General features: G+C 67.8%; 28 protein-coding genes. 19 read left to right on the forward strand and 9 right to left on the reverse strand.

Translation table 11 applies throughout. The annotated features are described in order from the left end of the window. Positions 1-9: 9 nt before the first annotated feature. The 5 genes from AC3EF3_RS03560 to AC3EF3_RS03580 are packed head-to-tail and all read right to left on the reverse strand — an operon-like array spanning position 10 to position 5,247. The gene (locus AC3EF3_RS03560) at positions 10-570 is read right to left on the reverse strand and encodes an NADPH-dependent FMN reductase (protein ID WP_488530779.1); all 561 of its coding nucleotides are present in this window, start codon (positions 568-570) and stop codon (positions 10-12) included. Positions 571-602: 32 nt separating this feature from the next. Next, complete coding sequence (locus AC3EF3_RS03565; RefSeq protein ID WP_488530780.1) at positions 603-2,402, reverse strand: alpha/beta fold hydrolase; 1,800 nt, start codon at positions 2,400-2,402, stop codon at positions 603-605. Next, a complete protein-coding gene (locus AC3EF3_RS03570; protein WP_488530781.1) occupies positions 2,399-4,543 on the reverse strand; it encodes a glycoside hydrolase family 2 protein in 2,145 nt (714 codons plus the stop codon). Before AC3EF3_RS03570 ends, AC3EF3_RS03565 begins: the two co-directional genes overlap by 4 nt. Before the next feature lie 4 nt (positions 4,544-4,547). Further along, entirely contained in the window at positions 4,548-4,811 is a 264-nt protein-coding gene (locus AC3EF3_RS03575; protein WP_488530782.1) for an acyl carrier protein, read from the reverse strand. Further along, positions 4,795-5,247, reverse strand: a complete 453-nt coding sequence (locus tag AC3EF3_RS03580) for a holo-ACP synthase (protein WP_488530783.1) — start codon at positions 5,245-5,247, stop codon at positions 4,795-4,797. Before AC3EF3_RS03580 ends, AC3EF3_RS03575 begins: the two co-directional genes overlap by 17 nt. Positions 5,248-5,416: 169 nt before the next feature. Between AC3EF3_RS03580 and AC3EF3_RS03585 the strand changes: the two genes are divergently transcribed. From AC3EF3_RS03585 to AC3EF3_RS03600, 4 genes are read left to right on the forward strand one after another with little or no spacing between them, the layout of a single operon-like run. Continuing rightward, the gene (locus AC3EF3_RS03585) at positions 5,417-6,598 is read left to right on the forward strand and encodes an acyl-CoA dehydrogenase family protein (RefSeq protein WP_488530784.1); all 1,182 of its coding nucleotides are present in this window, start codon (positions 5,417-5,419) and stop codon (positions 6,596-6,598) included. After that, the gene (locus AC3EF3_RS03590) at positions 6,598-7,503 is read left to right on the forward strand and encodes an amino acid--[acyl-carrier-protein] ligase (protein ID WP_488530785.1); all 906 of its coding nucleotides are present in this window, start codon (positions 6,598-6,600) and stop codon (positions 7,501-7,503) included. The genes AC3EF3_RS03585 and AC3EF3_RS03590 overlap by 1 nt, the downstream gene beginning before the upstream one ends. Continuing rightward, positions 7,500-8,447: a DUF1839 family protein gene (locus AC3EF3_RS03595; protein WP_488530786.1), complete on the forward strand. Its 948-nt coding sequence runs from the start codon at positions 7,500-7,502 to the stop codon at positions 8,445-8,447. The genes AC3EF3_RS03590 and AC3EF3_RS03595 overlap by 4 nt, the downstream gene beginning before the upstream one ends. A gap of 7 nt (positions 8,448-8,454) precedes the next feature. Next, entirely contained in the window at positions 8,455-8,736 is a 282-nt protein-coding gene (locus AC3EF3_RS03600) for a GNAT family N-acetyltransferase (protein ID WP_488530787.1), read from the forward strand. Here the strand turns inward: AC3EF3_RS03600 and AC3EF3_RS03605 are convergent. Genes AC3EF3_RS03605 through AC3EF3_RS03615 form a run of 3 tightly spaced genes read right to left on the reverse strand, consistent with a single transcriptional unit; the run spans position 8,723 to position 11,411 of the window. Next, positions 8,723-10,285, reverse strand: a complete 1,563-nt coding sequence (locus tag AC3EF3_RS03605; protein ID WP_488530788.1) for an MFS transporter — start codon at positions 10,283-10,285, stop codon at positions 8,723-8,725. The genes AC3EF3_RS03600 and AC3EF3_RS03605 overlap by 14 nt on opposite strands. Next, a complete protein-coding gene (locus tag AC3EF3_RS03610; RefSeq protein ID WP_488530789.1) occupies positions 10,285-10,926 on the reverse strand; it encodes a retropepsin-like aspartic protease family protein in 642 nt (213 codons plus the stop codon). Before AC3EF3_RS03610 ends, AC3EF3_RS03605 begins: the two co-directional genes overlap by 1 nt. Further along, positions 10,926-11,411 carry a YajQ family cyclic di-GMP-binding protein gene (locus AC3EF3_RS03615; protein ID WP_488530790.1) on the reverse strand — a complete coding sequence of 162 codons (486 nt, stop codon included), beginning with the start codon at positions 11,409-11,411 and terminating at the stop codon, positions 10,926-10,928. Before AC3EF3_RS03615 ends, AC3EF3_RS03610 begins: the two co-directional genes overlap by 1 nt. A gap of 43 nt (positions 11,412-11,454) precedes the next feature. On the opposite strand from AC3EF3_RS03615, the gene murB reads away from it, so the two are divergent. The 14 genes from murB to AC3EF3_RS03685 all read left to right on the forward strand — a co-directional run bounded on the left by murB (position 11,455) and on the right by AC3EF3_RS03685 (position 24,567). Further along, positions 11,455-12,495, forward strand: coding sequence for a UDP-N-acetylmuramate dehydrogenase (gene murB / locus AC3EF3_RS03620; protein WP_488530791.1), 1,041 nt, complete (start codon positions 11,455-11,457; stop codon positions 12,493-12,495). A gap of 155 nt (positions 12,496-12,650) precedes the next feature. After that, positions 12,651-14,438 carry an autotransporter assembly complex protein TamA gene (locus AC3EF3_RS03625; protein ID WP_488530792.1) on the forward strand — a complete coding sequence of 596 codons (1,788 nt, stop codon included), beginning with the start codon at positions 12,651-12,653 and terminating at the stop codon, positions 14,436-14,438. After that, a complete protein-coding gene (locus AC3EF3_RS03630) occupies positions 14,438-18,124 on the forward strand; it encodes a translocation/assembly module TamB domain-containing protein (RefSeq protein WP_488530793.1) in 3,687 nt (1,228 codons plus the stop codon). The genes AC3EF3_RS03625 and AC3EF3_RS03630 overlap by 1 nt, the downstream gene beginning before the upstream one ends. A gap of 21 nt (positions 18,125-18,145) precedes the next feature. After that, entirely contained in the window at positions 18,146-18,685 is a 540-nt protein-coding gene (locus tag AC3EF3_RS03635) for a hypothetical protein (protein WP_488530794.1), read from the forward strand. A 275-nt stretch (positions 18,686-18,960) separates the two neighbouring features. Next, the gene (locus AC3EF3_RS03640) at positions 18,961-19,485 is read left to right on the forward strand and encodes a hypothetical protein (RefSeq protein ID WP_488530795.1); all 525 of its coding nucleotides are present in this window, start codon (positions 18,961-18,963) and stop codon (positions 19,483-19,485) included. A gap of 72 nt (positions 19,486-19,557) precedes the next feature. Then, the gene (locus tag AC3EF3_RS03645) at positions 19,558-19,923 is read left to right on the forward strand and encodes a transposase (RefSeq protein ID WP_488530630.1); all 366 of its coding nucleotides are present in this window, start codon (positions 19,558-19,560) and stop codon (positions 19,921-19,923) included. After that, entirely contained in the window at positions 19,887-20,744 is an 858-nt protein-coding gene (locus AC3EF3_RS03650) for an IS3 family transposase (protein ID WP_488533722.1), read from the forward strand. The genes AC3EF3_RS03645 and AC3EF3_RS03650 overlap by 37 nt, the downstream gene beginning before the upstream one ends. 87 nt (positions 20,745-20,831) lie before the next feature. After that, complete coding sequence (locus AC3EF3_RS03655) at positions 20,832-21,215, forward strand: 2OG-Fe(II) oxygenase family protein (protein ID WP_488530796.1); 384 nt, start codon at positions 20,832-20,834, stop codon at positions 21,213-21,215. Between the two features lie 39 nt (positions 21,216-21,254). Next, on the forward strand, positions 21,255-21,611 hold the full coding sequence (locus tag AC3EF3_RS03660; protein ID WP_488530797.1) for a DUF1304 domain-containing protein: 357 nt from the start codon (positions 21,255-21,257) through the stop codon (positions 21,609-21,611). 129 nt (positions 21,612-21,740) lie between these two features. Next, on the forward strand, positions 21,741-22,121 hold the full coding sequence (locus AC3EF3_RS03665; RefSeq protein WP_488530798.1) for a GFA family protein: 381 nt from the start codon (positions 21,741-21,743) through the stop codon (positions 22,119-22,121). A gap of 607 nt (positions 22,122-22,728) precedes the next feature. Continuing rightward, positions 22,729-23,406: a hypothetical protein gene (locus AC3EF3_RS03670; protein WP_488530799.1), complete on the forward strand. Its 678-nt coding sequence runs from the start codon at positions 22,729-22,731 to the stop codon at positions 23,404-23,406. Positions 23,407-23,415: 9 nt separating this feature from the next. Beyond that, positions 23,416-23,811 carry a nuclear transport factor 2 family protein gene (locus tag AC3EF3_RS03675; RefSeq protein ID WP_488530800.1) on the forward strand — a complete coding sequence of 132 codons (396 nt, stop codon included), beginning with the start codon at positions 23,416-23,418 and terminating at the stop codon, positions 23,809-23,811. A gap of 22 nt (positions 23,812-23,833) precedes the next feature. Next, a complete protein-coding gene (locus AC3EF3_RS03680; protein ID WP_488530801.1) occupies positions 23,834-24,097 on the forward strand; it encodes a DUF3297 family protein in 264 nt (87 codons plus the stop codon). An 8-nt stretch (positions 24,098-24,105) separates the two neighbouring features. After that, positions 24,106-24,567 carry a metallophosphoesterase family protein gene (locus tag AC3EF3_RS03685; protein ID WP_488530802.1) on the forward strand — a complete coding sequence of 154 codons (462 nt, stop codon included), beginning with the start codon at positions 24,106-24,108 and terminating at the stop codon, positions 24,565-24,567. Here AC3EF3_RS03685 and rsgA read toward each other — a convergent pair. Continuing rightward, positions 24,564-25,640 (reverse strand): ribosome small subunit-dependent GTPase A, encoded by a 1,077-nt coding sequence (gene rsgA, locus AC3EF3_RS03690; protein WP_488530803.1) that lies wholly within the window; start codon positions 25,638-25,640, stop codon positions 24,564-24,566. The two genes, AC3EF3_RS03685 and rsgA, sit on opposite strands and share 4 nt — an antisense overlap. 340 nt (positions 25,641-25,980) lie before the next feature. On the opposite strand from rsgA, the gene AC3EF3_RS03695 reads away from it, so the two are divergent. Then, complete coding sequence (locus AC3EF3_RS03695; protein WP_488530804.1) at positions 25,981-26,811, forward strand: class I SAM-dependent methyltransferase; 831 nt, start codon at positions 25,981-25,983, stop codon at positions 26,809-26,811.

Raw genomic sequence — 26,811 nt, forward strand, 5'->3', positions numbered from 1 at the left:
GTGCCGTGATCAGCGCGCCGGCGCGTGCTTCCTCACCCACGCCACGTAGGCGTCCATCCACTTCTGCAGGAACTGCTTCGTCGCATCGACGGTGATGTGGCCCTTCTCGTCCACCAGTCCTTCCTTGAACTGGATGAAGGCTTCGGGCTGGCCGAGCGCGGGCATGTCGAGGTAAGCGCAGATGTTGCGCAGGTGCTGCTGCGCCAGCGCCGTGCCGACCTGGCCGCCCGAGCAGCCGATGACGCCCACGGGCTTGCCGGCCCAGGCGCTCTGGCCGTAGGGGCGCGAGGCATGGTCGATGGCGTTCTTCAGCACGCCGGGAATCGAGCGGTTGTATTCCGGCGTCACGAAGAGCACGCCCTGGGCGGCGCTGATCTCGCTTTTCAGTCGCTTCACGGTCTCGGCCGGGTTCTTCTCGTGGTCCTGGTTGTACAGCGGCAGGTCGTCGATGCGCACATGCTCGAAGCTGAAGTCCTTGGGGCCCAGCGCTGCCAGCGCCAGCGCGAGCTTGCGGTTGATCGAGTCGTTGCGAAGGCTGCCGACGACGACGGCGATTTTTGTATTGGCCATGGGTTGTCCTTGTGTGGAAACGGAAGCACCCATCATGCGATGGGGGCAGTCTCCCCACGGGTCGCTCGGGTAGTGTTGCTCTTCCGTGCTGCTTCGCCGCGCTCGTGCCGGCGCTGCAGGTGGTCCCGGAGCACATCGAGAAGTGCGCGCTGGCTCGCCACGGTCGAGAACGTGTGGTCCGCATTCGGAATGAGCACGTACCGGAAGCCCTTGTGGCCCTGCATTCGGCTGCCGCCCACGCCCAGGTGGAACTCCACATAGTCGAGCGCGTCGTCGTGCTCCGACATGACCACCAGCGTCTCCACGCCGCGGCTCGCCAGGTGCCTGAACTTCGCCAGCACACCTTCCTGCGGCGGACCGCGGCGCACCCAGCGGTCCCATGTGCGCGCCAGCCGCGCGCGCGCCAGGTCCCACATCCGCCCGGCGATGCCGCGCACGTTGACGTCGCCGCGCAGCAGCCGCGCGTACAGCTCGGAGCGCAGCAGGGCCTGGCGGTAGTAGCGCGTGGACTTGTAGTACTGCTGCATGGCCATCTGCCATGGCCCGCTCTTCTGCGCATTCCACTCGAGCAGGCGGCTGTTCATCAGCATGATGCCGCTCACGCGCGGGTCCTTCAGCGCGGTCTGGAACGCGAGGTACGAGCCCGAGCAGATGCCCATGAGGAAGAAGCGCCGGCAGCCGCGCGCGGCGAGCATGTCGATGGCCGCGCTCACGTCGACGACAGCCCAGTCGCGGTACATGCTGTCGCTCGAGAAGCCGGCTTCGGTGCGGCTGTCGCCGATCCCGGACACGTCGAAACGCAGGCTGCAGTAGCCGGCGGATGCGAGCTCGCGCGCGGCCTTCACGTAATTGCGGTTGGGGCCGATGCGGTAGTTGCCGCCCACGTTGAGCATCAGCACGGCCGTCTGCGTGCGCACGGGCGCTGCGCCGGCGCTGGGTTCCGAAAGGATGCCGAAGAGCCCGCCGTCGTTGCCGAACGCGACCGGCGTCTCGATCACCGGCCCGGCGGCAAGCGGCCCCGGCATCGCCGGCGACCACGGCGGTGCCGGATCGGGGTGAAGGTCGGGATGGCGCGCGCACAGCCATTGCGTGATCGACGCCAGTGTCTCGGGCGCGAGCACCGCTTCGTGCGGCTCGGCCATCATGCCGGCATAGCCCGGCCAGACGGTGAAGGTCACTTCAGCGCCGAGCGTGCGGAAGCGTTCGGGCAGCGGTCCCTGGTCGGGCAGGTCGTCGCGGCCGATGATCAGGACATCGCGCGCCGGCGCGGCCTCGATCTTCGTCGCGTCGAGCGCGCGCATCGCATCCAGCGTCTCGGGCGTGAAGTGCGTGCCGAGGGCTTCCAGGCCCGGGGCGGTCGATGCGACGCCGCGCGCGAGTTCCGCCGCGCGCATCTCGCGCGCGAACGCCCGCCCGCTGGGGCAGGGCGCCCATAACATGAGCGCACCGATGCCGCCGCGATCCAGCGCCGCCCGGACGGCCAGCGTCGCGCCGAAGCGCATGCCGAACAGCGCGACCTGCGTGGTCCCGGCGAGCCGGCAGGCCTTGTCGATGGCGGCGCGAATGCTGGCCAGCCACGCGTCCACCCGCTGCGGATCGGCGTCGCCGCCGCTCGAGTCGCCCGTGCCCTGGTAGTCGAAGCGCAGCACGTCGAAGCCGGCGGCCGAGAGCGTCTCGGCCAGTTGCGTGTAAGTGCGGTAGGAACACAGGGCCTCGTAGCCCATCGGGCGGCACATCACGACGGCGACGCGCCGCCGAGGCGACGCGCCCGCATGGAACCACCCGACGCAGGCGCCCGCGCCGCAATGAAAGAGGACCGGCCGGCCGTTCATGCTGACTCCAGCGGGAGGTGTCCGGGCGCGTAGTGTCGCGCTTGCGCCAGCGCCGCGCCTGTTTCATCGAGCAACGTGCAGGACACGACGTGGCAGGGCGGCGGGCCGAAGCGATGGCTTCCGTTGAGGTCCATGAAGTGATCGAGCAGGTCGGCGCAAGGAACCGTGGTGCCGCTGCGTGCCGCCACGTCGAGCTCGCGGGCGGCGTTCGCGACCAGCACGTCGCCGTCGCGCCAGGCGCGCAATTGCAGCTTCAGGCGTCGGGCCTGCGCGGTTTCGTTCAGCACGTGCGCGTACAGGCCGTTCATGCCCTCGTCGGTGAGCAGCACCGTCACGGGTTGAAGAACGCGCTTCAGCGCGTGCCAGCAGGGTTTCGGTGCGCCCTGGTCGTCGAGCAGCCCCCAGCCCGCGCCGGGCCAGAAGTCGCGCAACATCAGTACCAGCGCGCCGCGGCATGCGGAGCCCGGGCGGCGCCATTCGCTGAAGGCGCGCACCATCACCTCACCCGTGACCGCACGCGAAAGAGCGAGATAGCGCTCCCTGTCGCCGCGCCGCAGCTCGCGCGCATCGACACCGTACAGGCGCTCGAGGTAATGGTCGCGCACGTCCTCGAAGTCCCACGAGGCGCCGAGATCGCGCGGCGTGCGTTCCTTCCATGCGAGGGCGCCCGGCGGCATGCGGGCCACGGTGGACTCGCCCGGCACGTTGGCGAACGCGAGGCATTCGGTGGCGAATTTCAGGTTCGACAGGCGTGCGTCCTCGATCGACCGCAGGTACGCGCCGACACCATAGTACGAGGTGGTGCCCGTGTCCGGCTGCTGCGGCAAGGCCCCGCCGTGGGCGCTCGAAGGCCAATACGGAATGCCGGGGGCGAGTTCTTCGCACAGGCGCGGCAATGTCCGGTGGAAAAGCGGTTGCCGCCAGGCCTCGCGCGGCGCGCCCCACATGGCGGCCTGCTGTTCCGCCTCGCTGTTGCCGCAGAGCACCGCCAGGCAGGGATGCGCGTGCAGGCGCTGCAATTGCTGCCGCACCTCCGTGTCCACGGACGGCGCGAATGCTTCGTCGTCCGAGGGGTAGTCCATGTTGGCGAACATGAAGTCCTGCCAGACCAGCACGCCCGCGCGGTCGCAGGCTTCGTAGAACGCATCTTCCTCGTACACCGTCGTGCCGGCGACGCGCAACATGTTCATGCCGGCTTCGCGCACCTGCGCCAGGGCCTTGATGTATGAGCCGGTACTCGCGCGCAGGCTCACGCCGTCGAGCGGCGTCCACACCGCGCCGCGGCAGAACACCGGCTCGCCGTTGACGCGGATCGCGAAGCCGCCATCCGACGTATCGGCTTCGATGGTTCTGAACCCCAGCGGCGGCAATTCGATCTCCCGCGAGCCGATGCGCAGCCGCGCTTCATAGAGCGCCGGCTCGCCGTGCGTGTGCGGCCACCACAGAGCGGCGCCGGGAATGCGCAGTTCAGCCTCGGACAGGCGCAGCGACCATTCACGTCCGTCGCGGCTGAGCCGAAGCTGCGCGTCTGCAAGCAGTGGATCATCGATGCGGCACTGCACGACACCGTCGCCGCCTTCGACACGCGCGTGCAGCCACAGCGCATCGAGCGCCGGCGCCTCGCGCGGGCCGAGCCACACGTCGCGCCACAAGCCGACGGGCGCTGCGGGCAAGGACCAGCCCGGCGTGCGGCCGAGAAGCGTCGTGCGCCACCAGCGCAGCTGCTGGTGCGCAACCATGGGAGCGCGCCAGCGGGGGCGAGGGCGCTTGCCCTTCAGCTGCGCATTCAGCGGGGCGCAGCGCACCAGCAACTCGTTGTTCCGCGCGCGCAGCAGCCGGGTGACGTCCACGCGGTGTCGGGCGAACATGTTCGTGCTCGCCAGGATCCGCTCGCCGTTGAGCGAGACCTCCGCGATCGTGGCGATGCCGTCCAGGCCGAGCACTTGCGCGCCATCGGCGGCATCGAAACGTGCGCGGAACACCCACGACTCGTCGTCGAAATCGCGCTTCGGCCCGTCGAGGCTCCAGCGGCCCGCCGCACGCAGCGCCGCAGCGGCCGTCATCGGCCCGGCCATGGCGACCGGGTCCGCGTCGCCGAGCGACCATTGGGCCTGGGGCAGCTGGCGCCGGATCGCCTCCATCCGCTCAGCCCGCGGTCAGTTCCATCAACGCCTGCTGGATCGCCCCGATGCTGGCGAACACGCTGCGCTTGAGCATGTGGTCCGGGAATTCGACGTCGAACGCGCCTTCCAGCGCGAGCATCACGTTGACGCTGGCGTGCGAGGTCATGCCCGATTGATACAGGTCCGTGTCGGGCGCGAGGTGATCGACGTCCTTGTTCAGGCGCCCGTGCTCGCGCAGCACCCGTCGGATGCGTGGTTCGAACTCGATGTCAGTGGCGGTGTTCATGGGGTTTCTTCTCCTCTGGGTCGAGCAGGACGTGCACCACCGCGCCGGCGCAATCGCCGTCGTGGCTCAGGCTCAGTAGGATCTCGCGCACGCCCATCCGGTTGGCAGTTCGGCGCGCCGGACCATGCAGCGCCACGGCGCAGCTGCCGTCGCTGTGCTTGACGACCTCGATGTCGCGCCAGCCCACGCCGGCCTCCGACAGCCCCAGGGCCTTGATGACTGCTTCCTTCGCAGCGAAGCGCGCGGCCAGGCGTTCGGCGCATTGGCCCGCGCCCGAAAGGGCGTAGTCGAGTTCCTGGGACGTGAACAGCCGGTCGGTGAAACGCCGGCCGAACAGGCGGATCGATTCGGCGATGCCGCTCACATGCACGAGGTCAAAGCCCAACCTTGCGCCTTGCAACGCGGGCCACTGGGGGCCAACCTCGAGTTCGGGCACGTCGTTTCTCCCTGTTCCTGCGTGTACTGCTGCTGCTCCGATATGCTGGGTTTGTACCCAAATTCCATCTCGTGCGGAACCGCTCACGCTGGCACTCTCGACGTCTCGCGGCGTTGTCTGACACGGCAGGGCAACACCGCGCGCAGCCGATGAGGCAACAATCCGCGCCATGGATGCAGCTGTTTCGAAATCCGTGCAGGACTTCCAGTCATTGTTGGGCTCGGTCAAACGAATCGCGCTGGAAATCGCGGCCCCGAACGCGGCCGACGTCGATGCCAAGGCGCGCTTCCCCCGGGAAACGATCGATGCGCTGCGGGGCAGCGGCGTGCTGTCCGCCTGCGTGCCGCCCGAGCTGGGCGGCGCGGGCTGCAGCATGGGCGAGCTCGCGCAACTGTGCTCCACACTCGCGCAGGCTTGCGGTTCGAGCGCGATGGTGCTGGCCATGCACTACAGCCAGCTGGCCTGCATCGCGCGGCACGGACTGCGCAGCGACTTCTTCCGCGACTGGACGCGCGCCATGGTGCGCGAGCAATGGCTGCTCGCGTCCATGACCTCGGAGGTCGGCACCTTCGGCGACACGCGCTCGAGCATCTGTGCCGTCGAACGGCACGGTGGGCGCTTCGTGCTGAACAAGGACGCCACCACCGGCTCGTACTGCGAGCACGCCGACGCCATCCTCGTCACCTGCCGGCGCGACAGCGAAGCCGCGCGCGGTGACCAGGTGCTGGTGATGGTCCGGCAGGGCGACTGCACGCTCAGGCAGACCACGAGCTGGGACACCTTGGGGATGCGCGGCACCTGCAGCCCGGGCTTCCGGCTCGAGGCGGGCGGCGACGAGCGCCAGATCATCCCCGGTGCGTTCGCCGACAGCAGTGCGCAGACCATGGTGCCGTACTCGCACATCCTGTGGTCCTCGCTGTGGTGGGGCATCGCGGCGGACGCGGTCGCGCGTGCCGCGGCCTTCGTGCGCGGCCAGGCGCGCCAGGCTCCGGGCTCGGTGCCGCCGACGGCGCCCAGGCTTGCCGAGCTGTGGGCCGACCTGCAGGCGATGAAGCAGACCTGGTGGGCTGCCGCGCACGCGTTCGACGCGCTGGCCGACGAGCGCGAACCCTTGATGGGCATGCCCTGGGCGCTGCGCCTGAACAACCTGAAGGTGTCGTGCTCGGAAGCGGCCCCGCGCATCGTGCATCGCGCGCTGCAGATCGTCGGCATCCTGGGCTACAAGAACGACAGCCCGTTCAGCCTCGGGCGCCACTACCGCGACGTGCTGTCGGCATCGATCATGATCTCCAACGACCGCATCAACGCCAGGAGTGCGTCGATGCTGCTGGTATCGAAGGACCTGCCCTGATGCGTTACGCCATCGACGATTTCCACCGCGGCCTGGTGGAGCACGGCTACGTGATGCCTTCCGGCGTGAAAGGCGTGTGGGGACGCGGCACGGCCTTCGAGGACATCGTGCAGCGCTTCGACGACCTGGTGATGCGCGAAACGAAGGACGACGGTGCGCAGCCGCTGCAGTTCCCGCCGGTGGTGCCGCGCAGCTTGATCGAGAAGCTCGGCTACCTCGACAACTTCCCGCAGCTCGCGGGATCGGTGCACAGCTTCCTCGGTGGACAGGGCGAGGCGCGCGAAATCGCGCGGCGCGCGCGCGAGGGCGAGCGCTGGGAAGGCATGCTCGCGCCCACCGACGTGATGCTTGCACCCGCGGCATGCTACCCGGTGTACCCGAACTTCAGCGGCCTGCTGCCCGGGGGCGGCCGGCTCGTGACGGTGATGGGCTGGGTCTTCCGCCATGAGCCTTCCGACGAACCGACCCGCCTGCAGTCGTTCCGCATGCGCGAATTCATCCGCCTCGGCGCGCAGGACGAAGTGGTCGCGTGGCGCGATGGCTGGTTGCAGCGCGGGCTGGAGCTGCTGCGGCGCCTCGGTCTGGAGGCGACCAGCGATGTCGCCGCCGACCCGTTCTTCGGCCGCACGGGCAAGATGATGGCCGCCCAGCAGGTCGAGCAGCGCCTGAAGTTCGAGATCCTCGTGCCGGTGATCTCGCAGGAGCAGCCGACGGCGGTGTGCTCGTTCAACTGGCACCAGGAGCATTTCAGCGGCAAGTTCGGCATCCGCTCGGCGGACGGCGCGACGGCGCAGACCGCATGCCTGGGATTCGGGCTCGAGCGCGTGGCGCTGGCCTTGCTCAACACGCATGGCCTGGACACCCGCGAGTGGTCGAACGACGTGCGCCGTCAGTTGTGGCCATGACGCGCCTGTGCGTGATCGAAGGCCTGGACGCGCGCAGGGACGCGCGCCACGCGCTGCATGGCGAGGGCAGCGACTGGCCCGAGAAGAACTGCTATGCCGACTTGTGGATCGAACTGCTGCACGCCCTGAAGCTCGATCCGCTGGCGATGCTCGGGCACACGGTGGCGGTCGATTTCGAAGGCGACCAGTGGACCTTCTTCAAGCCGCCGCATGCCGAGCTGCGCGAGCTGTATGGCGTCGACGTGCAGGAGATGACGGTGTGGCGGCCCCTGGCCGACCACGTGCTCGAGCACCTCGCCGCCGGCAAGCTCGTGAGCACGGAAGCGGACTCGTTCTGGCTGCCCGATACGGCCGGCACCGATTACCGCAGCCAGCACACCAAGACCACCATCCTGGTCAACACCATCGACACCGAGGCGCGCCGGCTCGGGTACTTCCACAACGCGGGCTACTTCGAGCTGGAAGGGGAAGACTGGGAGGAGCTTTTTCGCGCGGGGCCGATGCCGCTGTTCGCGGAACTCGTGCGGATCGAGCGATGCGTGCAGCGCAGCGACCGCGACTTGAAGGATCGTGCGCTGCGCCTATTGCGCAACCACTACGAATGGCGGCCCCGGCGCAATCCCTTCGGCGCCTTCGGCCAACGGCTGGCGCAGGAGCTGCCTGCCATGCGCGAAGCGGGCCTCGCGCAGTACCACGCGTGGGCCTTCGCGACGATACGCCAGGCCGGCGCGGCCTTCGAACTGGCGGCGGCGCACCTGCGATGGCTCGGCATCGAGGAGCCCGCCGCGCGCTTTCGCGAAATCTCCTCGGCCAACAAGTCGTTGATCCTCAAGGGCGCGCGCACGGCCGCGACCGGCAAGCTGTTCGACGCCAACGAGGCACTGGCCGTGATGGCGCGCGCCTGGGACGAGGGCATGGCGCGGCTGGGCGCAGCTCTTCTATGATTCCAGGATGCTGATCGCCAACCATCCCGAACGACACCGCTACGAGCTGGCCATCGGCGGCCGCAAGGCCGCGGAGATCGTGTACCACATGCTGGGTTCCGGCACGATCGACCTGGAGCACACCGTGGTGCAGCCCGGATTCGAAGGTCAGGGCCTGGCCGGGAAGATCGCGGCCTTCGCGCTGGACGATGCCCGATCGCGCGGCCTGAAAGTGGTCACGACCTGCAGCTACGTCCAGGGCTTCGTGCGCAAGCGCCCGGAGTACGCCGATCTCGTCACTTCTCGATGAGGTAGCGCGTCACCACCGGCGGCGACTCGCCGACGTGGAACGCCAGTTTGCGATCGCGCAGCGCCACATCCGAGGCTGTGACGCGGTCGAAACGCCGCAGGTGCTCCGTCCATGATTCGTCGGTGATGTGCTCGACCACGCGGCCCTCGTCGTAGAGGTCGCGCACCACCTGCCAGTCGAGCGCGCCCTGGCTCATGCGGCTGCGCCGGCTGTCCTGCATCACCCGCATGAACTCGTCCAGGCGCTGGGGGTCGATGCGGTATTCCACCGTGACGAGGATGCGGCCGGTGCGCGGCGGCGCTTCGGCATGCGGCGCCTTGATCGCGTTGGAAGGCGTGAGGTCTTCCTCGATGCCGCGGTCGATCACCAGGCGCTGCGCGATCGCCATCAGCGACACGCTCGCCACCGCGGCGATCAGCAATGCGTCCTGGATGCTGGTCCAGGTCGCCACCTGGCCCCACAGCGCCGCCCCGGTTGCCGTCGCACCCATCAGTGCCATCTGGTAGATCGCCATGCCGCGCGCGCGCACCCAGTCGGGCAGCGCCATCTGCGCGGCGACCGTGAGCGAGTTGGCGACCGCCAGCCAGGCGGCCCCGGCGATGAACATGCCGGGCACGGCGACGTAGATGTTGGGCGCGAAGGCGACCACGACGGCCGCGGCTGCCTGCAAGGCGGTGCCGGCGAAGATCAGCGGCTGCAGTTGCACGAAGCGGCGCACCATCTGCATCTGCAGCGCGCCGGTGACGGCGCCCGCGCCCATCGCGGCGAGCAGCACGGTGAAGGTGCCCGCCGCGCCGCCGGGCAGGCTGCGCGCGACCAGCGGCAGCAAGGCGAGCAGCGCCGTCGAGTGCAGGAAGAAGAGGGCGACGCGCAGGAGGATCGCGCGGATGCGGCCCGACTGCCACACGTATTGCAGGCCGACGCGCATCGCGCTTTTCAGGCGTTCGCGGCCGAGCGGGCTTTCGCGGTGCTCGCGCCGCCAGCGCATGACGATGAAGCCCGCGCCCACCGACAGCACCGCATTGAGCAGGAACACCCAGGCGCTGCCGGCACTCGCGATCAGCGCGCCGGCGACCAGCGGGCCGATGATGCGCGACGAGTTCATCGCCACGCCGTTGAGCGCTAGGGCCGCCGGCAGCTGCGCGCGCGGCACGAGCTCCGGCACGATCGCCGCGAACACCGGCCAGCGCATCGCCAGGCCCACGCCGTTGGCGAAGGTCAAGACCAGCAGCAGCGGCGCCACCATCCAGCCCAGGAACACGATGGAGGCGGTGACCACCGCGATGCCCGCGACCCAGAACTGGGTCCACATGAAATAGCGGCGGCGATCGAGGATGTCGGCGAAGGCGCCGCTGGGCAGGCCGAGCAGGAAGACCGGCAGCGTCGACGCGGACTGCACCAGCGCCACCCACAGCGGCGAGGGCGCGATCGACGTCATCAGCCAGGCGGCGGCCACGTCGTTCATCCACATCGTCGTGTTCGCCGCGAGCCAGGTGGCCCACAGCATGCGAAAGACGGGAAACCGCAGCGGCGCCAGCGCCCCCGACATCAGTACCTGCGCTCCAGCACCATCTGTTCGTTCTCGCGCTTCATCTGGAAGCGGTTGAGAAAGCTGTTGCCCAGCAGGATGTAGGGCATGTTGCCCGGCACCACCGAGGCCTCGACGTCGCGCACCTCCACGTCGCCGATGCGCACCGCCGCGAGCTTGACCAGCCACATCGTCACGGTGCCGTTGGCGGTGTTGGCCATCCCCAGCTGGCCTTCCTTGTAGGCCAGCCCGAGGCGCCTGGCCTCCTGCTCCGGTATGCCGACCGCCGTGGCGCCGGTGTCCACCATGAAGCGGACCTGCTGATTGTTGATGCGGCCTTCCGTGATGAAGTGCCCGCCCGCGCCGGCCTGCAGGACGATGCGGCTGCCGCCGCCCGGCGCTGTTCCGCCCGCCCCCACGCTGGCCGGCGATTCGCCCACGCGCAGGGTCTCGCGCCGGCCCGCGACCTCGATCACGGCCAGGTCGCCCGACGTGGAAAGCACCTTCACGCCCTTGTACGTCTCGCCCGGTGCCACCGTCCTGGGCGGCGCGCCGTCGACGATCAGCAAGGCCTTCTTGCCCAGCATGCCTTGCAGGGCGACCGACTGCGCCCCCGCGCCGGTCGCGGCAAGGACGGCCACGAGGGCTGCGAAATATTTCATCAGTCGCGGAAATTGTTGAACGTCAGCGGAACGTCCGTCACTTCCTTGCGGATCAACGCCATCGCGGCCTGCAGGTCGTCGCGCTTGGCGCCCTGGATGCGCACCGCGTCGCCCTGGATCTGCGGCTGCACCTTCAGCTTGCTGTCCTTCACGAGCTTCTGGATCTTCTTCGCCAGGTCCGACTCGATGCCGCTGCGCACCTTGAGCGGCTGCTTCACCTTGTCGCCCCCGACCTTCTGCACCTCGCCCTTGTCGAGGAAGCGCACGTCCACGTTGCGCTTGGCCATCTTGGCCACCAGGATGTCCATCACCTGGTTCAGCTGGAAGTCGGCGTCGCCGAAGAGGGTGATCTCCTTTTCCTTCAGCTCGATGCCCGCTGACGTTCCCTTGAAGTCGAAGCGCGTGGCGATCTCTTTCGCCGCGTTGTCCACGGCATTGCGAACCTCGACCATGTTGGGCTCGCAGACAGTGTCGAATGACGGCATGGCTCCCCCGTAACGTGCATTTTCCTGATGCGACAATTGTCCCATGATCGTGGAGCACAACGTTCCCCTGCAATCGCACAACAGCTTCGGCATCGTCGCCAAGGCGCGTGCGCTGGTGCGGGTGCGCTCCGAAGCCGACGTGCAGGCGCTGCTTGCCGACCCGCAATGGGCGCACGAGCCCAAGTTCGTCCTGGGCGGCGGCAGCAACATCGTCCTGACGGGCGACGTGCGGCCGCTGGTGCTGAAAGTCGAGGCGATGGGACGGCGCGTCGTGTCCGACGACGCCAGGGCAACGATCATCGAGGCGGGCGCCGGCGAGAACTGGCACGAATTCGTCACCTGGACGCTGGAGCAGGGCTTTCCCGGCCTGGAGAACCTCGCGCTGATCCCCGGCACCGTGGGCGCATCGCCGGTGCAGAACGTCGGCGCCTACGGGGTCGAGTTGCAGGACCGCTTCGAATCGCTCGATGCGATCGACCTGCAGACCGGCCAGATGTTCACGCTGACGGCCGAGCAATGCGCCTTCCGCTACCGCGATTCGGTGTTCAAGCACGTGCCGGCGAAGGACGGCGGCTTCGGCCTGGCCGGCCGGGCGCTGATCCTGCGCGTGCGCTTTCGCCTGCCCAAGCCCTGGAAGCCGGTACTGGGCTACCTGGATCTCGAGCGCAAGATGCACGAGACCGGCATCACGGACCCGACGCCGCGGCAGATCTACGACTGGATCTGCGCGATCCGCAGCAACAAGCTGCCCGACCCGCGCGTGATCGGCAATGCCGGCAGCTTCTTCAAGAACCCCACGGTCACGCCCGAGCAGTGCCAGGACATCATCGCCCGCGAGCCGAACATCGTGCACTACCCGATGCCCGACGGCACCGTGAAACTGGCCGCCGGCTGGTTGATCGACGCCTGCGGCTGGAAAGGCAAGTCCGTGGGCAATGCCGGCGTGTACGAGAAGCAGGCCCTGGTGCTGGTGAACCGTGGCGGTGCCACCGGGGGCGAAGTGGTGACCTTGGCCCGCGCCATCCAGACGAGCGTGTACGAACGCTTCGGGATTCGGCTCGAGCCCGAGCCCGTCGTCGTCTAGCTTGTCACCCCGGCGCAGGCCGGGGTCGTTGGCGTTTGATCGTTCGCGCGGTGTGCTTGCGTCCGGGGGCCCGCGCTCATCAGTGTCCGCGACCTTCTCCTACTCCGCTGAGCTCGCACCTCGGCGATAGTCTGAAGTTGCGGCCCGCACAGCTCATGCGTTCGCTCCTCGCCTTTATCCTGCTCTCGTTATCGCTCCTGGCGGCTGCACTCGCCCAGGAAGGCGCCGGGCCGTCCTTCAACATCGACATCCGCGCGCCCAAACCGATCAGGGACGTCCTGTCGCGTGACATGGAACTGCGCCGCTACCGCGAAGTCAGCGACCTCGACGACGCGGAGCTCGCGCGGCTGATCACGGCGGCCGAACGCAATGTGCGCGAACTGGTGGCGACCCAGGGTTACTTCGACCCGAAGATCTCGGTGCGGCGCGAACAGGGCGAGGGCGGCAAGCCGGTGATCGTGGTGGAGGTCGACCCGGGCCGGCCGGCACAGGTGGACGACGTGAAGATCGACTTCGAGGGCGCGATCGCCGAAGGCAGCGACCCGGCCGATTCCGCGCAGCGCACGGAGATCACGGAGGGGTGGCGCCTGCCGCGCGGCCATCGCTTCACGCAGGAATCCTGGAACGGCGCCAAGACGCACGCGACGCGCCAGTTGATCCAGCGGCGCTACCCGGCGGGGCGCATCAGCTATTCGCTGGCGGACGTCGATGCGCAATCGGCGGCCGTGAACCTGGGGCTCAAGCTCGATTCGGGCCCGCTGTTCCGCCTGGGCGCCATGCATGTCAACGGCATCCAGCGCTACGACCCCGTGCTGATCCCGCGGCTGGCGCGCCTGCGTCCCGGCAGCATCTACGATCAGGACGAGATCGTGCAGGCGCAGCTGCGGCTGGCGGGCAGCGGGTATTTCGACACGGCCTTCATCTACGTCGACCCGAAGAGCGATCCGGACGCGGCGCCGGTCGACGTGACCGTGCGCGAGGCGCCGCTGCATCGCGTCGTGTTCGGCCCCGGCATCTCCACCGACAGCGGGCCGCGCCTGTCGCTCGAATACCGCAACAACCGGGTGCCGGGCATCGGCTGGCAGGCGGTGACGAAACTGCAGGCCGAACGCAAGTCGCCGTTCATTCAGACCGAATGGACGGCGATCCCCGAGGAGGACGGCTGGCGCTGGGGCGTGCTGGCGCGCGCCGAACGCGTGGACGATGGCACGCTGCTCACGCACGACCAGAAGCTGCGTGTCGGCCGCACCTGGCTCGGCTCGCACATCGAGCGCAACGTGTACATGCAGTACGACCGCGCGCGCGTGCAGGCCTCGCCGGGCGTGGTGACCGCCTCGATCCCCGATATCGGCGACGGCGAGGCGCTGAGCGTCAACTACGTGTGGACCGGCCGCTATTTCGACCGCACGCCTTATCCGAACCGCGGCTTCGGCCTGGGCTTGGAGGTCGGCGGCGGCTTCACGCTCTCGGGCACCAAGAGTCCCTTCGAGCGCTCCGTGGTGCGCTGGCTGGGGATCCAGCCGCTGCAGGAGGGCCGGTTGCAGCTGCGTGCCGAAGCCGGCGCCGTGTTCGCCGGCAGCCAGGCGCGAGTCCCTTCGCAACAGCTGTTCCGCACGGGCGGCGACACCACGGTGCGCGGCTACGGCTACCGGGACATCGGCGTGGACCGCAACGGCGTGGTCTCCCCGGGCCGCTACGAGACGGTCGGCAGCGTCGAATGGCAACGTCCGGTGAAGTGGGCGGGTGTCGAGACGAACTTCGAGAGTGCCGTGTTCGTCGATGCCGGCGCGGTGGCCGACCGCGTGTCCAACCTCAAGCCGGTCTACGGTGCGGGGGTGGGCGCGCGCTACAAGAGCCCGCTGGGGCCGATCGAGGTCGACCTGGCCTATGGCTTCAAGCCCAAGAAGATGCGGCTGCATTTCAACATCGGATGGACGTTCTGATGGCCCGGCCCGTGGCGCGCGTGCTCAAGATCGCCGGCATCGCGATCGCGGCGGTCGGACTCGTCCTCGTGCTCGCGGCCGTCGGGCTGTGGTTCTGGGCCGGCACGCAGCACTCCCTCGACTGGGCCTTGGCGGAGGTGGCGAAGTCGCAATCCATGCGCGCGGAAGGCGTGCAGGGGTCGCTGCGTTCGGGCCTGAAAGCGCAGCACCTCCTGTGGGAGCACGAGGGCCTGAAGATCGAGGCCTTCGACGCCGACTTCGCCTGGGAGCCGCTGGCGATCGCCCGCGACACGATCCGCATCGACCACCTGCACGCGGCACGCCTGCGCATCGAGGACCGCCGGCCGCCCAAGCCGAGCGTCGTGCCCACGTCGCTCACGCTGCCGATGCGCGTGGAAGTCGGCGACCTGCGCCTGGGCCAGGTGCAATGGGTGACGGCCACGCAGGACATCCAGTTTTCACAGCTCGCGGGCAGCTACATCTTCGACAGCCTGAAGCACATCGTGAAGCTCGAAAGCGTGACGTGGCTGCAAGGCACCTACTCGGGCGAGGCCTCGCTGGGCGCGGGCGGTCCCTTGCCGGTGGAAGCGAAATTGCAGGGCCGGTTCGCGGCGCCCTTGCCTGCCCCGAACACCAGCGCGCCGCTCACGTTCACCGCGACGCTGAACGGCAAGATCACCGACATGCAGGCGCGCGCCGAACTGCAAGGCACGCCCGCTTCGCCGACCGCGGGCGCGAGCGCCACCGCCACGGCGCAACTGAAGCCGTGGGAAGCGCAGCCCGTGCCGCAGGCGCAGGCCCGGTTCCACCAGCTCGACGTGGGCGCGCTCGTGCCGCAGGCGCCGCACACGAGGCTCGATGGCCAGGTGCAGTTGAAGCCCACGGGCGCCCAGGCGTGGGCGATCAGCCTTGACGTGACCAATGCCACGCCCGGTCCGTGGGACAAGCGGCAGTTGCCTGTCGAGCACGTCGTCGCAACCGGTGAATGGCGCGGCGGCGGCGCGGCCATCGTGCGCGAGCTGCACGCGCGTGCCGCGGGCGGCACGGTGGACGCCACCGGCGAGATGCGCGGCCCCGACGCGTGGACGCTTCAGACCCGGCTCGCGCATGTGGATCCGGCGGCCATCCACACGAGCTTCGCCGCCTTGCCGCTGGGCGGTGCAGTGCGCGTCGACGGCAAGGGCGGTGCGGTCGATTTCGACGTCGACGTGAAGAGCTCCGGCGCGCCGCCGAAATCGGCCGTCGCCGCGCTCGAACTGCGCTCGGCGAAGGCGAAAGGCCGCTGGCACGAAGGCACGCTCTCGCTGCCCACGCTCGACGTGCGCATGAGCGATGCGAGCGTGCAGGCCTCGATCGAGGCACAGCCGCAGGCTAGGCGCGGCAGCGGCCGCGCGTCGGTCGATGCACCGGGCCTGCGGTTGCGCGTGGACGGAAAGATCGCCGAGCGCAGCGGCGCGGGCAAACTGGACTTGCGGGCGACCGATGTCGCGCAAGCCGTGAAGTGGATCGCACGCTGGCCCGGTGTGCCGCGCAATCTCGGCGAGACCGTGACCGGCGGACGCATGGACGCCCAGGTCGCGTGGCAAGGCGGCTGGCGCGACCCGGCGGTGCAGGCGCGTGTGGATGCGCCGTTGCTCACCGTGAAAGGCGCGCCGCCGTGGACGATCCGTGAGGCGAGCGCGACGCTGAACGGGCGTCTCGCCGACGCGCAGCTGCAGGTGCACGCGCGGGCCGAGCAGGAGCAGCGCAAGGCCGTGCTCGACGTCGCGGGCCGCGGCGGTCGCAAGGGCGCGGTGTGGCAAGGCCAGCTCGTGTCCCTGGGCGCCAGCGTCAGCGACCCATCGCTCGGCAAGGACGCGTGGACACTCGCGCTGCAGCGCGCCTTCGACTGGCGCTGGTCCGGCAGCCGCTTCGAGGCGGGCGCGGGGTCCGCATTGCTGAAGTCCCCGCGCGCGAACGATGCACCGGCACAACTCGCCTGGGAGCAGGTGCGCTGGGGTGGCGGCGAGCTGCGCACGTCCGGTCGCCTGACCGGCCTGCCGCTCGCCTGGATCGAGCTGGTGGGCGGCGCGCAGTTCGCGGGCTCGGCCGTGAGCGGCGACATGGTGTTCGACGCCCAATGGGACGCGCAGCTCGGCGCCTCGCCGCGCATCCGCGCGTCGGTCGCGCGCAGCCGCGGCGACGTGATGGTGCTCGCCGAAAGCGGGCAGGGCCACAGCGTGCGCGTGCCGGCCGGCGTGCGCGAGGCGCGGCTTGCGATCGAGAGCAGCGGTGAAGCGGTGACGGCGACGCTGCGCTGGGACAGCGAACAAGGCGGCAGCGCCGACGGCCGCATCGCGACCCGCCTGAGTCGCGGTGGATCGGCGGGCTGGCAATGGGCCGACAACGCGCCGATCAATGGCTCGGTGCATGCCAAGCTGCCTCGCATCGGGGTGTGGTCGCTGCTGGCGCCACCGGGCTGGCGCCTGCGCGGCTCGCTGGTGGCCGACGTGAACGTCGCGGGCACGAAGGCCGATCCGCAATTGAACGGCACGCTCGCGGCCGACGACCTGGCGATGCGCTCGGTGGTCGATGGCATCGAGATGCAGGGCGGGCGCTTGCGGGCGCGGCTCGCGGGGCGGCGCGTGCTGCTCGACGAATTCATCCTGCACGGGCCGGGCGAGAACGGGGGCACCGTGAGCGCCAGGGGCGAGGGCGCCTGGACATCGTCGGGACCGCAGGCGAGCATGACGGCGGACATCGCCAGGCTGCGCGCGAGCATCCGCTCGGACCGGCAACTGACGCTCTCGGGCAGGATCGACGCGAAGCGCGACGCGAGCGGCACCGTCGTGAACGGCAGCCTGCAGATCGACCAGGCGCTGATCGTGCTGCCCGACGAAGGCGTGCCCAAGCTCGGCGACGACGTCGTCGTGCGCAATGCGGCCGCACCGGTGACGACCAAGCAGGCCAAGGCCGCGGAGGACGCGGGCAAGGCACAGGTCGACAAGCTGCAGGTGGCCGTCGACATCGACCTGGGCGACGATTTCCGGGTGCAAGGCGTCGGCATCGACACGCACCTGCGCGGCACGCTCGCGCTGTCGGGCCAGTCGGTCGCCCAGCCGCGCATCGTCGGCACGATCCGCACGCGCGGCGGCGAATACCGCGCCTATGGGCAGCACCTGGAGATCGAGCGCGGCCTGGTCCGCTTCACCGGCCCGGTGGAGAACCCGGCGCTGGACGTGCTCGCGATCCGCCCGAACATCACGCAGCGCGTGGGCGTGCTGATCTCGGGCACCGCACTCAACCCTTTCGTGCGCCTGTACTCCGAGCCGGACCTGCCCGATGCCGAGAAGCTCGCGTGGCTGGTGACGGGCCGCGCCGCGCCCGCGACCGGCGCCGAATCCGCGCTCGTGCAGCAGGCCGCACTGGCGCTGCTCGCCAGCCGCACCGGTGTCGGCAAGGGCGGCGGCATCGCGGCGACGCTCGGCCTGGACGAACTCTCGTTCCGCCGCGAAGGCAGCGAGGGGCCGTCGCTCACCCTGGGCAAGCGCTTCGGGCGCAAGTTCTATGCCGCGTACGAGCGGGGCCTCTCGGGCGCCGTCGGCACGCTCTTCATCTTCTACGACGTCACGCGCAAGCTCACCGTGCGCGCGCAGGCCGGCGAGCGGCAGGCGCTGGACCTGATCTACACGCTGGCGTTCGACTAGGCGCAGCTGTATAACGCCGCGATGGATCCCCGAAGCATCCTGCGCGGCTACTTCCACGCGAAGGACGAGAACCGGCCGCACCTGCTGCGCGACGTGTTCGCCGAGGATGCTGAACTGGAGACCGTCAACAAGACATCCACCATTTCATTCCCCACCGCGATCCATGGACGCGAGTCGATCGGCGAGGTGATGGTGCGGCGCTTCAACCAGGCCCACGAGAACATCTACTCCTTCTACATGGACAGTCCGCGGGAGGAAGCGGTACGTTTTTCCTGCGACTGGCTGGTCGGCATGACCGAGAAGGACAGCCGGAACGTGCGCGTCGGTTGCGGGCGCTACGACTGGGCGTTCCAGGCGAAGCCGCCCCACCTGGCCAGCTGCCTCGTCATCACCATCGAAGTCATGCAGGTGCTTGCACCGGGGCAGGGCGAGGCGGTGCTCGCGTGGCCGCGGCGACTGGATTACCCGTGGTCGTCGCCCGCCGACGTGGCCCGGCCTGCTCCGGAGATCGATGCACTGCGGCCGGTGCTGGATTACCTTGGACGTGGCCGCCTCGCCTGAGGCGTGCTCTTGCGGGTTTTGGCGTTTTGTTATTCGCCCAGAAAAGGCGAAACTTCAACCGGCACGAGCACTTGCGTGAGTTGTTGTGCCGCAAACGGCGTTGTTATCCCGCACGACTGCCGCTTACGTCGTCAATTTAGGGGGAGGCGCGCACGTGTCGAATGCACAAGGCACTGATATAAAACAACCACTTAGAAAACAAATGGAGGAAATCGACATGACTCGTCAGAGTTGTTATGCCGCAGTGCTGCGGGCTATATCACGTTAGAGCTCACATGACACCACAACAAATCATTGGCACCGGAGTGCGCCTCTTCGCAATCTGGCTTGTTCTATCCAGCATTGCGTATTTCACCGCGATTCCTACCGCACTCGCTGGTCAAGAACTCCTGGGAGGAAACACCAAGGTCGCCGTCTACGTCGTCGGATCTATCTACGTCGTAGTGGCCGTGCTACTGTGGTTGTTTCCGATGACAGTCGCGCACAAACTGGTGCCTCGTACGAGTCATACAAATACTTTGCAGGTTCCTGGCTTGGACCTCGCTCGCGCTGGCGTGGGTCTTCTAGGCCTGTGGTTGCTCGCCAAATCCTTGCCCACCCTCGTATGGCTGATATTCAGTGCCCTCCTGTTCGTGGACACTCGCTGGACCTTCGCGTCCCTGCCCCCCGAAACCAAACTTCAATTGGCGGAGGCGGCGTTTGAGGTTGTGCTCGCGCTCTTCTTCGTATTCAAGTCGCGCGTGCTTGCGGGAGCGGTCATGTCAACGCCAATTTCGGAGAGCAGCGCTGGTGACCTCTAACAAGGCAATCGACGCGGACGCGGAGCTTGCCTCGCTTTCGTTGACACTCTTACCTAACGGAGAGAGTGGTCAATGGCAAAGAGAATAGGGCCAGCAAAGATCAAGCAGTACAGCCTGGAGTTCAAGCTCAAGGCAGTCCAATTGAGTTCGCAGCCGGGGGTGCTGGTCAAGGATGTGGCGGAGTCGCTGTGCATTCATCCTTTCATGCTCTCCAAGTGGCGCAAGCAGGTCAGGGACGGCGAGCTGAAGGGAGATCCACCGCCGCTCGCACCTCAGGAGACCGCGGAACTGCAACGGCTGCGCGATGTGGAAAGGCAGTTCAAGCGCCTTCAGATGGAGCACGATCTGCTAAAAAAAGCTATCCGGTTTGCCTCCGAACGAAAGATGAAGTCTTCGCCTTCATCGAGGCAAACCGGCAAGCCTTTCCGGTCCAAGTGATGTGCGAGTTGCACGGGGTCACCCGCTCGGGCTTCTATGCGTGGCGCAAACGGCAGCCTAGCCGGCGAGCCCAGGACGATCAGGCGTTGAGGGAGCGCGTCTGCCAGATTCACGCGGACAGCCGCGGGTTCTATGGCAGTCCACGGGTGGTGGGGCAACTGCGCCTGGACGGCCGCAGCGTGGGCAAGCGCCGCGTCGCCAGGCTGATGCGCGAGGCCGGCCTGCAGGGCCGAAGCGCTCGCCTGTACCGCCATTCCAAGGTGCTTCAGCGGGCCTTTTACGCCGGGGTGCCGTACCTGCCCGAGTCGGCGACCACGCAGCGCCAGGACCAGGTCTGGGTCGGCGACGTGACGTATTTGAAGGTCGCTGGCCAATGGCGCTACATGGCAGCCGTGATGGACAAGCACACCCGAAGAATTGTCGGCTGGAGCCTGGGCCCGCGGCGCGATGCGGCGCTGACGCGAGAGGCTCTCGTGCAATCAGCCTGGAGCCGCTGCGTTAGCCCTGGGGTAGTGTTCCACAGCGACCGCGGCATCGAGTTCGCCAACTTCGAGTTCCGCAAGCAACTGAGCGAGCTGGGCATGGTGCAAAGCATGAACCGGCCCGGCCGGATGAACGACAACGCACACATGGAATCGTTCTTCCACTCGATGAAGTGCGAAGAGCTCTATGGCAAGAAGTTCGAGACGGAGCCGCAGCTACGTAGCGCGCTAGACAGCTACATCCGGTTCTACAACCATCGACGGCTGCATTCATCGCTGCGATACTTGCCGCCAGCGGCCTACGAGAGCCAAACGCAGGGGGCGTCCAGTGTCAACTAAACCGAAGCAAGTTCCCGCCCAAGGGCGTCCGCGCGCAAAGCGCGCTTCTATGCTTGGTCGCCGGTCATTTCTACGTTAGGCCGCAACATGCGCATCGCTGAGTCGCTGCGAACCTATGCTGCATCAGCATTTCGCTGGCAGAGGGGCCGCCAAGGCACTGGCTACGACAAGATGCTCTTGCTCACGGCACGTTGGCCGCTGCCATTCGATAGCTACCTCATTCGGTATCCGGAAGGGTCGGAGATTCCTCCGCACACGGATCCAGTGCAAGTCGGGCGTCACTACAGGCTCAACATCATCCTCAAGTCGCCCGAATCGGGCGGCGAGTTCGTTTGTGCCAAGCCGCTGTTCTCCACCAAGCGCATCAAGCTGTTCAGGCCGGATGCCTGTGAACACAGTGTCACGCGGGTCGTTGGTGGCAGTCGCTATGTGTTGTCGGTGGGTTGGGTGCTGGGCAAGAATGCGACCTAACCCTTCCATCGTTAGAAGTCAGAATCGAGGAGAGATGCCTTGTCCATAGCAGCAAACATCCTTATCGCGGCGGTCGCGCTGCTCCATCTGTACTTCCTCGTGCTGGAAATGTTCTTGTGGGACAAACCGACAGGCTTAAGAGCCTTTGGGCAGACGCTGGAAGCCGCCAAGGCGTCCAAGGTTCTCGCAGCCAATCAGGGCCTGTACAACGGTTTTTTGGCTGCAGGTCTAGTCTGGGGCCTGGCCCTGGGGGCTAGCGGCACTGGCGTCAAAGTGTTCTTCCTGTGTTGCGTAGTCGTCGCGGGCATTTTTGGAGCAGCCACGGCCAGCCGAAAGATCTTGTTTGTTCAAGCTCTTCCCGCTGCGGCAGCGTTGGTGTTGGTCGCCCTGTCGTAGGGGCGGCGCGTGCTGGCCTCCAACATGTCGATCGACACGGACGCCTGACTCGTATGCTCCCTTCAATCGCTCCTGTCGGCCGCCGGTCTTCGTTAGGCCGCACAAGACACCGTTGAGAGGTCGATCGCCATGCAACACCAGTCATCAATTTCCCTTCAGGGTTCTTGTCACTGTGGCGCAGTCAGGCTGACACTGCCCTTCATGCCCGAGACGGCCACACGCTGCAACTGCTCGCTCTGTCGTCGCCTCGGGACAGTATGGGCGTACTTCGAGTTCGGCACGGTCTCGGTGGAAGGTCATCCTGACCAGACCGTCGAGTACATCCAGGGAGACAGAACCCTCCGTACGATCCGCTGCAAGACGTGCGGCGTCGTCACGCATTGGGAGCCGCTGCCACCGCAACCCGGCGCAAGGCACGGCGTCAACCTCAATAATTTCGAGCCGAAACTTCTCGAGTCCGTGCGCATTCGTCGTTTCGACGGAGCGGACACGTGGACGTTTCTAGACTGAGAAGCCAAGTGATGGTGCTGCCTGACAGGTTGTTCGACGCGGACGCGCAAGTGCGTCCGCGCGGCAAGCCGCGCTTCGGGACCTTGTGCACCGGTCAACTCCAACATTAGACCGCATGGAGAAGCCGCTCTCCATTTAGGATCGCATGGTGTACGGGGCTCTGGCCACCTTGTTCGGAATAGTGCTTGGCCTGGCCGCCTCTCTTTGTCTGTTCTTCGCGTTTCACGGAGGTCCACCAGTTCGATGGATCGTTTTTGCGTCGGCGGTTTACTTCTTCGTGGTTGGGGCCGTTCGGGGCGCTCAGGCCGCTGACCTTACCGGTGAGGCAATTGCCGCTGTCGGTGGCGTCGCACTGGCAGAAACTGGTGCCATTCCCGGGGCATGCGAAAAATCTGACAGCAGGTGGGCAACGTGGAGTTCTCCCATGCTCTTGGTCGGTTGGATTGTCATAGTGGGGGTACTTGCGTGGCGCGCTTGATGCGGTCTAACAAGGCAGTCGGGACGGACACGGAGCTAGCATCGTGTTCATGGAAACTTTCACCTGACAGAGAGAGCGATCCATGGAGAAACGAATGGGACTGACAAGCGGAGCGGCTTCCGACCACGCATGAAACTACCGATCGGATGGCGCTTCGCCCTCGTCCTGTTCCTCCTGACGCTGCTCATCGGCGAACTCCACGAGCAGGTTCACATACAGGTTGGCCGGCTTCTCTGCGGCTGCTACGGCCCTCGCGATTTCAATGTCTGGTCGACCTGTGATGCGTGCGCGATGCCGGGGTGCGCGCCACTGGCCACATTGGCGGGACCGCTGTTCAGCTATGCCGTGATGTGGTCGGGCGTGTGGCTGCTCGTATCGGCGCAGACTCTCCCGCGGGCCACCGCCGGAATCGCATTGATCTACGCGCCGCTTCCCTTCGCGCGCATCGTCACGGCCCTGATGGGGCGCGGCGACGAAACGGCGTTCGTGCGGGCGCTGGCCGGTGACGCCGGCGGCGCCTGGACGGCCGCAGTCGGCGCGGGCGTGGTCCTTCTGTTCTGCGTTCCTCCCCTTGTCCTGACCTGGCGCCGGCTCGCCGGCCGCGGTCGGCTGTATCGGGTGGCGGGCCTGTGCCTGCTGCCGATGTTCGCGCACGGGCTGTATGTGCGCCTGTTGCTGAACGGGGTGCTGTCGTCCGGGTACCTGGCCGCACCGGTCGTCGGCGGCTCGCCGGCGCTGGTCCTCGTGCATACGGCGGCGACAGCGATGATCCTGGCAGTTGTCGTACGCTGGCGAAACGCAACCTAGGAGAAAGCGATGCGGCCGAACCCACCCGCCCTGGCCCGCTGGCACGAACTGGTCCGCACGCGCAACGCGCGCGGGCTGAACGAGCTGCTGGCCGACGATTGCGTCTTCCACTCGCCCGTGGTCCACACGCCACAGGCGGGCAAGGCGGCGAGCTTCCAGTACCTGGCCGCGGCCTTCCACGTGTTCTTCAATCCGACCTTCCGCTACGTGCGCGAAGTCGTGGGCGAACACGACGCGGTGCTGGAGTTCGAGCTGACGATCGAGGGCGTGTTCGTCAATGGCGTGGACATGATCCGCTGGAACGACGCTGGGCAGGTGACGGACTTCAAGGTGATGATCCGGCCGCTCAAGGCCATCAACCTGATCCACCAGAAGATGGCCGCCATGCTGCAGTCGCAGCAGTAGCTCTCGCGGCACAATGCGGGCCATGGAGACATCGAGCGCCCCGCCCGCGAGCGACAAGCCCGCCTTGCCCGACCGCCTGTCGGTCGACCCCCGCAGCCCGCACCACCTGCCCGCCGTGTTCGAGCACGAGGTGGGCATCCTCTTCAATGGCCACGAGCGCCACGACGTGGAGGAGTACTGCATCAGCGAAGGCTGGATCCGCGTGCCGGCCGGCAAGACGCTGGACCGCAAGGGCCAGCCGCTCATGATCAAGCTCAAGGGCCGGGTCGAAGCGTTCTACAAGTAGGTGCGCCCATGCGCATCGGCCTGATCTCGGACACGCATGGCCTCATGCGGCCCGAGGCGCTGCGCTTCCTCGCAGGCAGCGATGCGATCGTGCATGCGGGCGACATCGGCAAGCCCGAGGTGCTCGATGCACTGGCTGCGATGGCGCCGCTGCACGCGATCCGCGGCAACAACGACGCGGCCGACTGGGCCCGGCACCTGGGCGATACCCTGGCGATCGAGCTGGGCGGCGTGAAGCTGTTCGTGCTGCACGACTTTCATACGGTGCGGCGCTACCCCGTGCCACCGGGAACGCAGGTCGTCGTGTGCGGCCATTCGCACAAGCCGCTCGTGGAGCAGCATCCGGCGGGCTTCCTGCTCGTGAACCCGGGCAGCGCCGGCCCGCGCCGGTTCAAGCTGCCGGTGACGGCGGCGGACTTGCGCGTGAACGCGCGCGGCGGCATCGACGTCCACATCGAAACGCTGCTCTAGCCTGACCACTCGCGCTTGTCCCTGGCGCGCTGCCGCCCGGCCTTGCCGATCGCCCGCCACTTGCGCCCCAGCGCGATGCGCTCCAGCGGCGTGCGATCGCCGCGCTGGGCATCGCGCAACAGCTTCTGGTAGTTGAGCAGCCGATCGGCATCGACCCCCGCGCGCACCGCGCAGCCCGGCTCGTTCTCGTGCCGGCAGTCGCGGAACTGGCATTGGGCGGCCAGTGCCTGCACGTCCTCGAACGCCGCGGCGAGCGCTTCCTCGTCCGCATCGGGCCGCCAGGTGCGCAGGCCCGGCGTGTCGATGATGCACGCGCCCTGCGCGCACAGGTGCATCGACCGCGCCGTCGTGGTGTGGCACCCGCGCCCGTCGCCGTGGCGCACGCGGCCCGTGAGCTGGTCCGCGCCGGCCAGGGTGTTGGTCAGCGTCGACTTGCCCGCCCCCGAGGAGCCCAGCAGCACGAGCGTCTGTCCGGCGTGCAGCCACGGCCCGAGCTCCTTGCGGGCCTGCGCCGTCAAGCCGTTGACCGCGAGCACGGGCGTGGTCGCCGGCAGGCGGCGGTACATCTCGGCGATGTGCCCGCGCGCGTTCGGCGCAAGGTCGGCCTTCGTGAGCACGACGATGGGCACGACGTCGCAGGCGCGCACCATCGCGATGTAGCGCTCCATGCGGCGCGGATTGAAGTCCGCGTCCAGGCCCATCACGAGCAGGGCGGTGTCGACGTTGCTCGCCAGGGGCTGGCGCCGCCCGTCGTTCGCGCGCCGGGCGATCTGCGTGACCGGTGCGACGCGCTGCGCGATCCACCAGTCGCCCGCGGCGTCGGGTTCGGCGACCACCCAGTCGCCGATGGTGAGGACGTCGGCTTGCGACTGCAGCTCGTGCAGCACACGCGGCAGCAGGCGTGCGCGATGCTCGCCGGCGCCGTCATGCAGCGTGCAGGCGTCGCGCTGAGTCTCGGTCACGCGCATCACGCGGGCGGACGCGGCGGGCTGTTCTTCCAAAGCGGCGAGGCGGTTCACGACAGGGGGCGTGAGGCCGATCGGCCGCAGCTTCTCGAAATCGATTTCGATCATGGCTTCGTTGATTCATGGCTTCGAAGTCCGCGCGAGGCGCGAACGGATACCGCACCGGTGGGCGCGGAACCTGGGGGATGAAGCCGGCCGCGTGAGGACGCGGCGAATCAACGGGGCCTGGAGGGCAGGCGCGGGCGCTTGGTCGCGGGGGTCAGGCAGCCGGCAGGAGGGCGAGGGCAATCTTGTGCATGGCTTTCTCCTGTCGTTGTGGATGGAAGCCTTGAAGTATGCCATCCGGTTGCGGAAAAAGGCAACGGATCAGCCACACGCATGTAGGAACGCGCCGCGATTTCGCGCGCGGGCCCTCACGCGCAGCGAGCTCGGCGCATCATGGTCCGCCATGGACACGCATCCGCACGCGCGTGCATCGCGCACCGATCTCGACGCGGTCAACCGCCCCACCTGGGCCCGGCGCGACACCGTGCGCATCTACGAACGCCTGCAGGGATTCACGGATCCCGGCGAGCGGGCGGCCGTGAATTACGTTGCGCAGCGCGTGCAAGGCCGCCCGATCCTCGATATCGGCGTGGGCGCGGGGCGCACGACGCAGCTGCTGCTGCCGGTGAGCCGGGACTATGTGGGAATCGACTACACCGCGGAAATGGTGCAGGCCTGCCGCAAGCGCCACCCCGGCGTGCGGATCGAGCAGATGGACGCGCGCGACCTGGGCGCGTTCGAGGACGGCCGCTTCTCGCTCGTCGTCTTCTCGTTCAACGGCATCGATTCCATCGATCGCGAAGGCCGTGCGCGCGTGTTGCGGGAAGTGCACCGCGTGCTGGCGCCGGGCGGCCTGTTCCTGTTCTCGGCGCACAACCACGAGGGGCCCGGGCGCGGCGAGCAGCCGCAGGTGCAGATCCCGTTCACGTGGAACCCGATCAAGCTGGGCTGGCGCAGCCTGAGGACGATCCGGGCCTTGCCGCGCTCGCTGATGAACCATCGGCGCCTCAGTGCCTTCAACGAGACGCACGAGGACTGGTCGGTGATGAACGCCGGCGCGCACGACTTCGGCATCATGGTGATGTACACCACGCTCGCCAGCCAGAAGCGGCAGCTGGGCGAGGCCGGCTTCGAGTGCGAGATGGTGTTCGACAACGCGCGCGGGCAGCCCGTGCCCGACGGCGCGGACACGCACGACATGTGGTGGTTCCACTATGTCGCGCGCAAGGCGTGA

It is taken from the genome of Ramlibacter sp. GS1-15 (genome assembly GCF_057785015.1).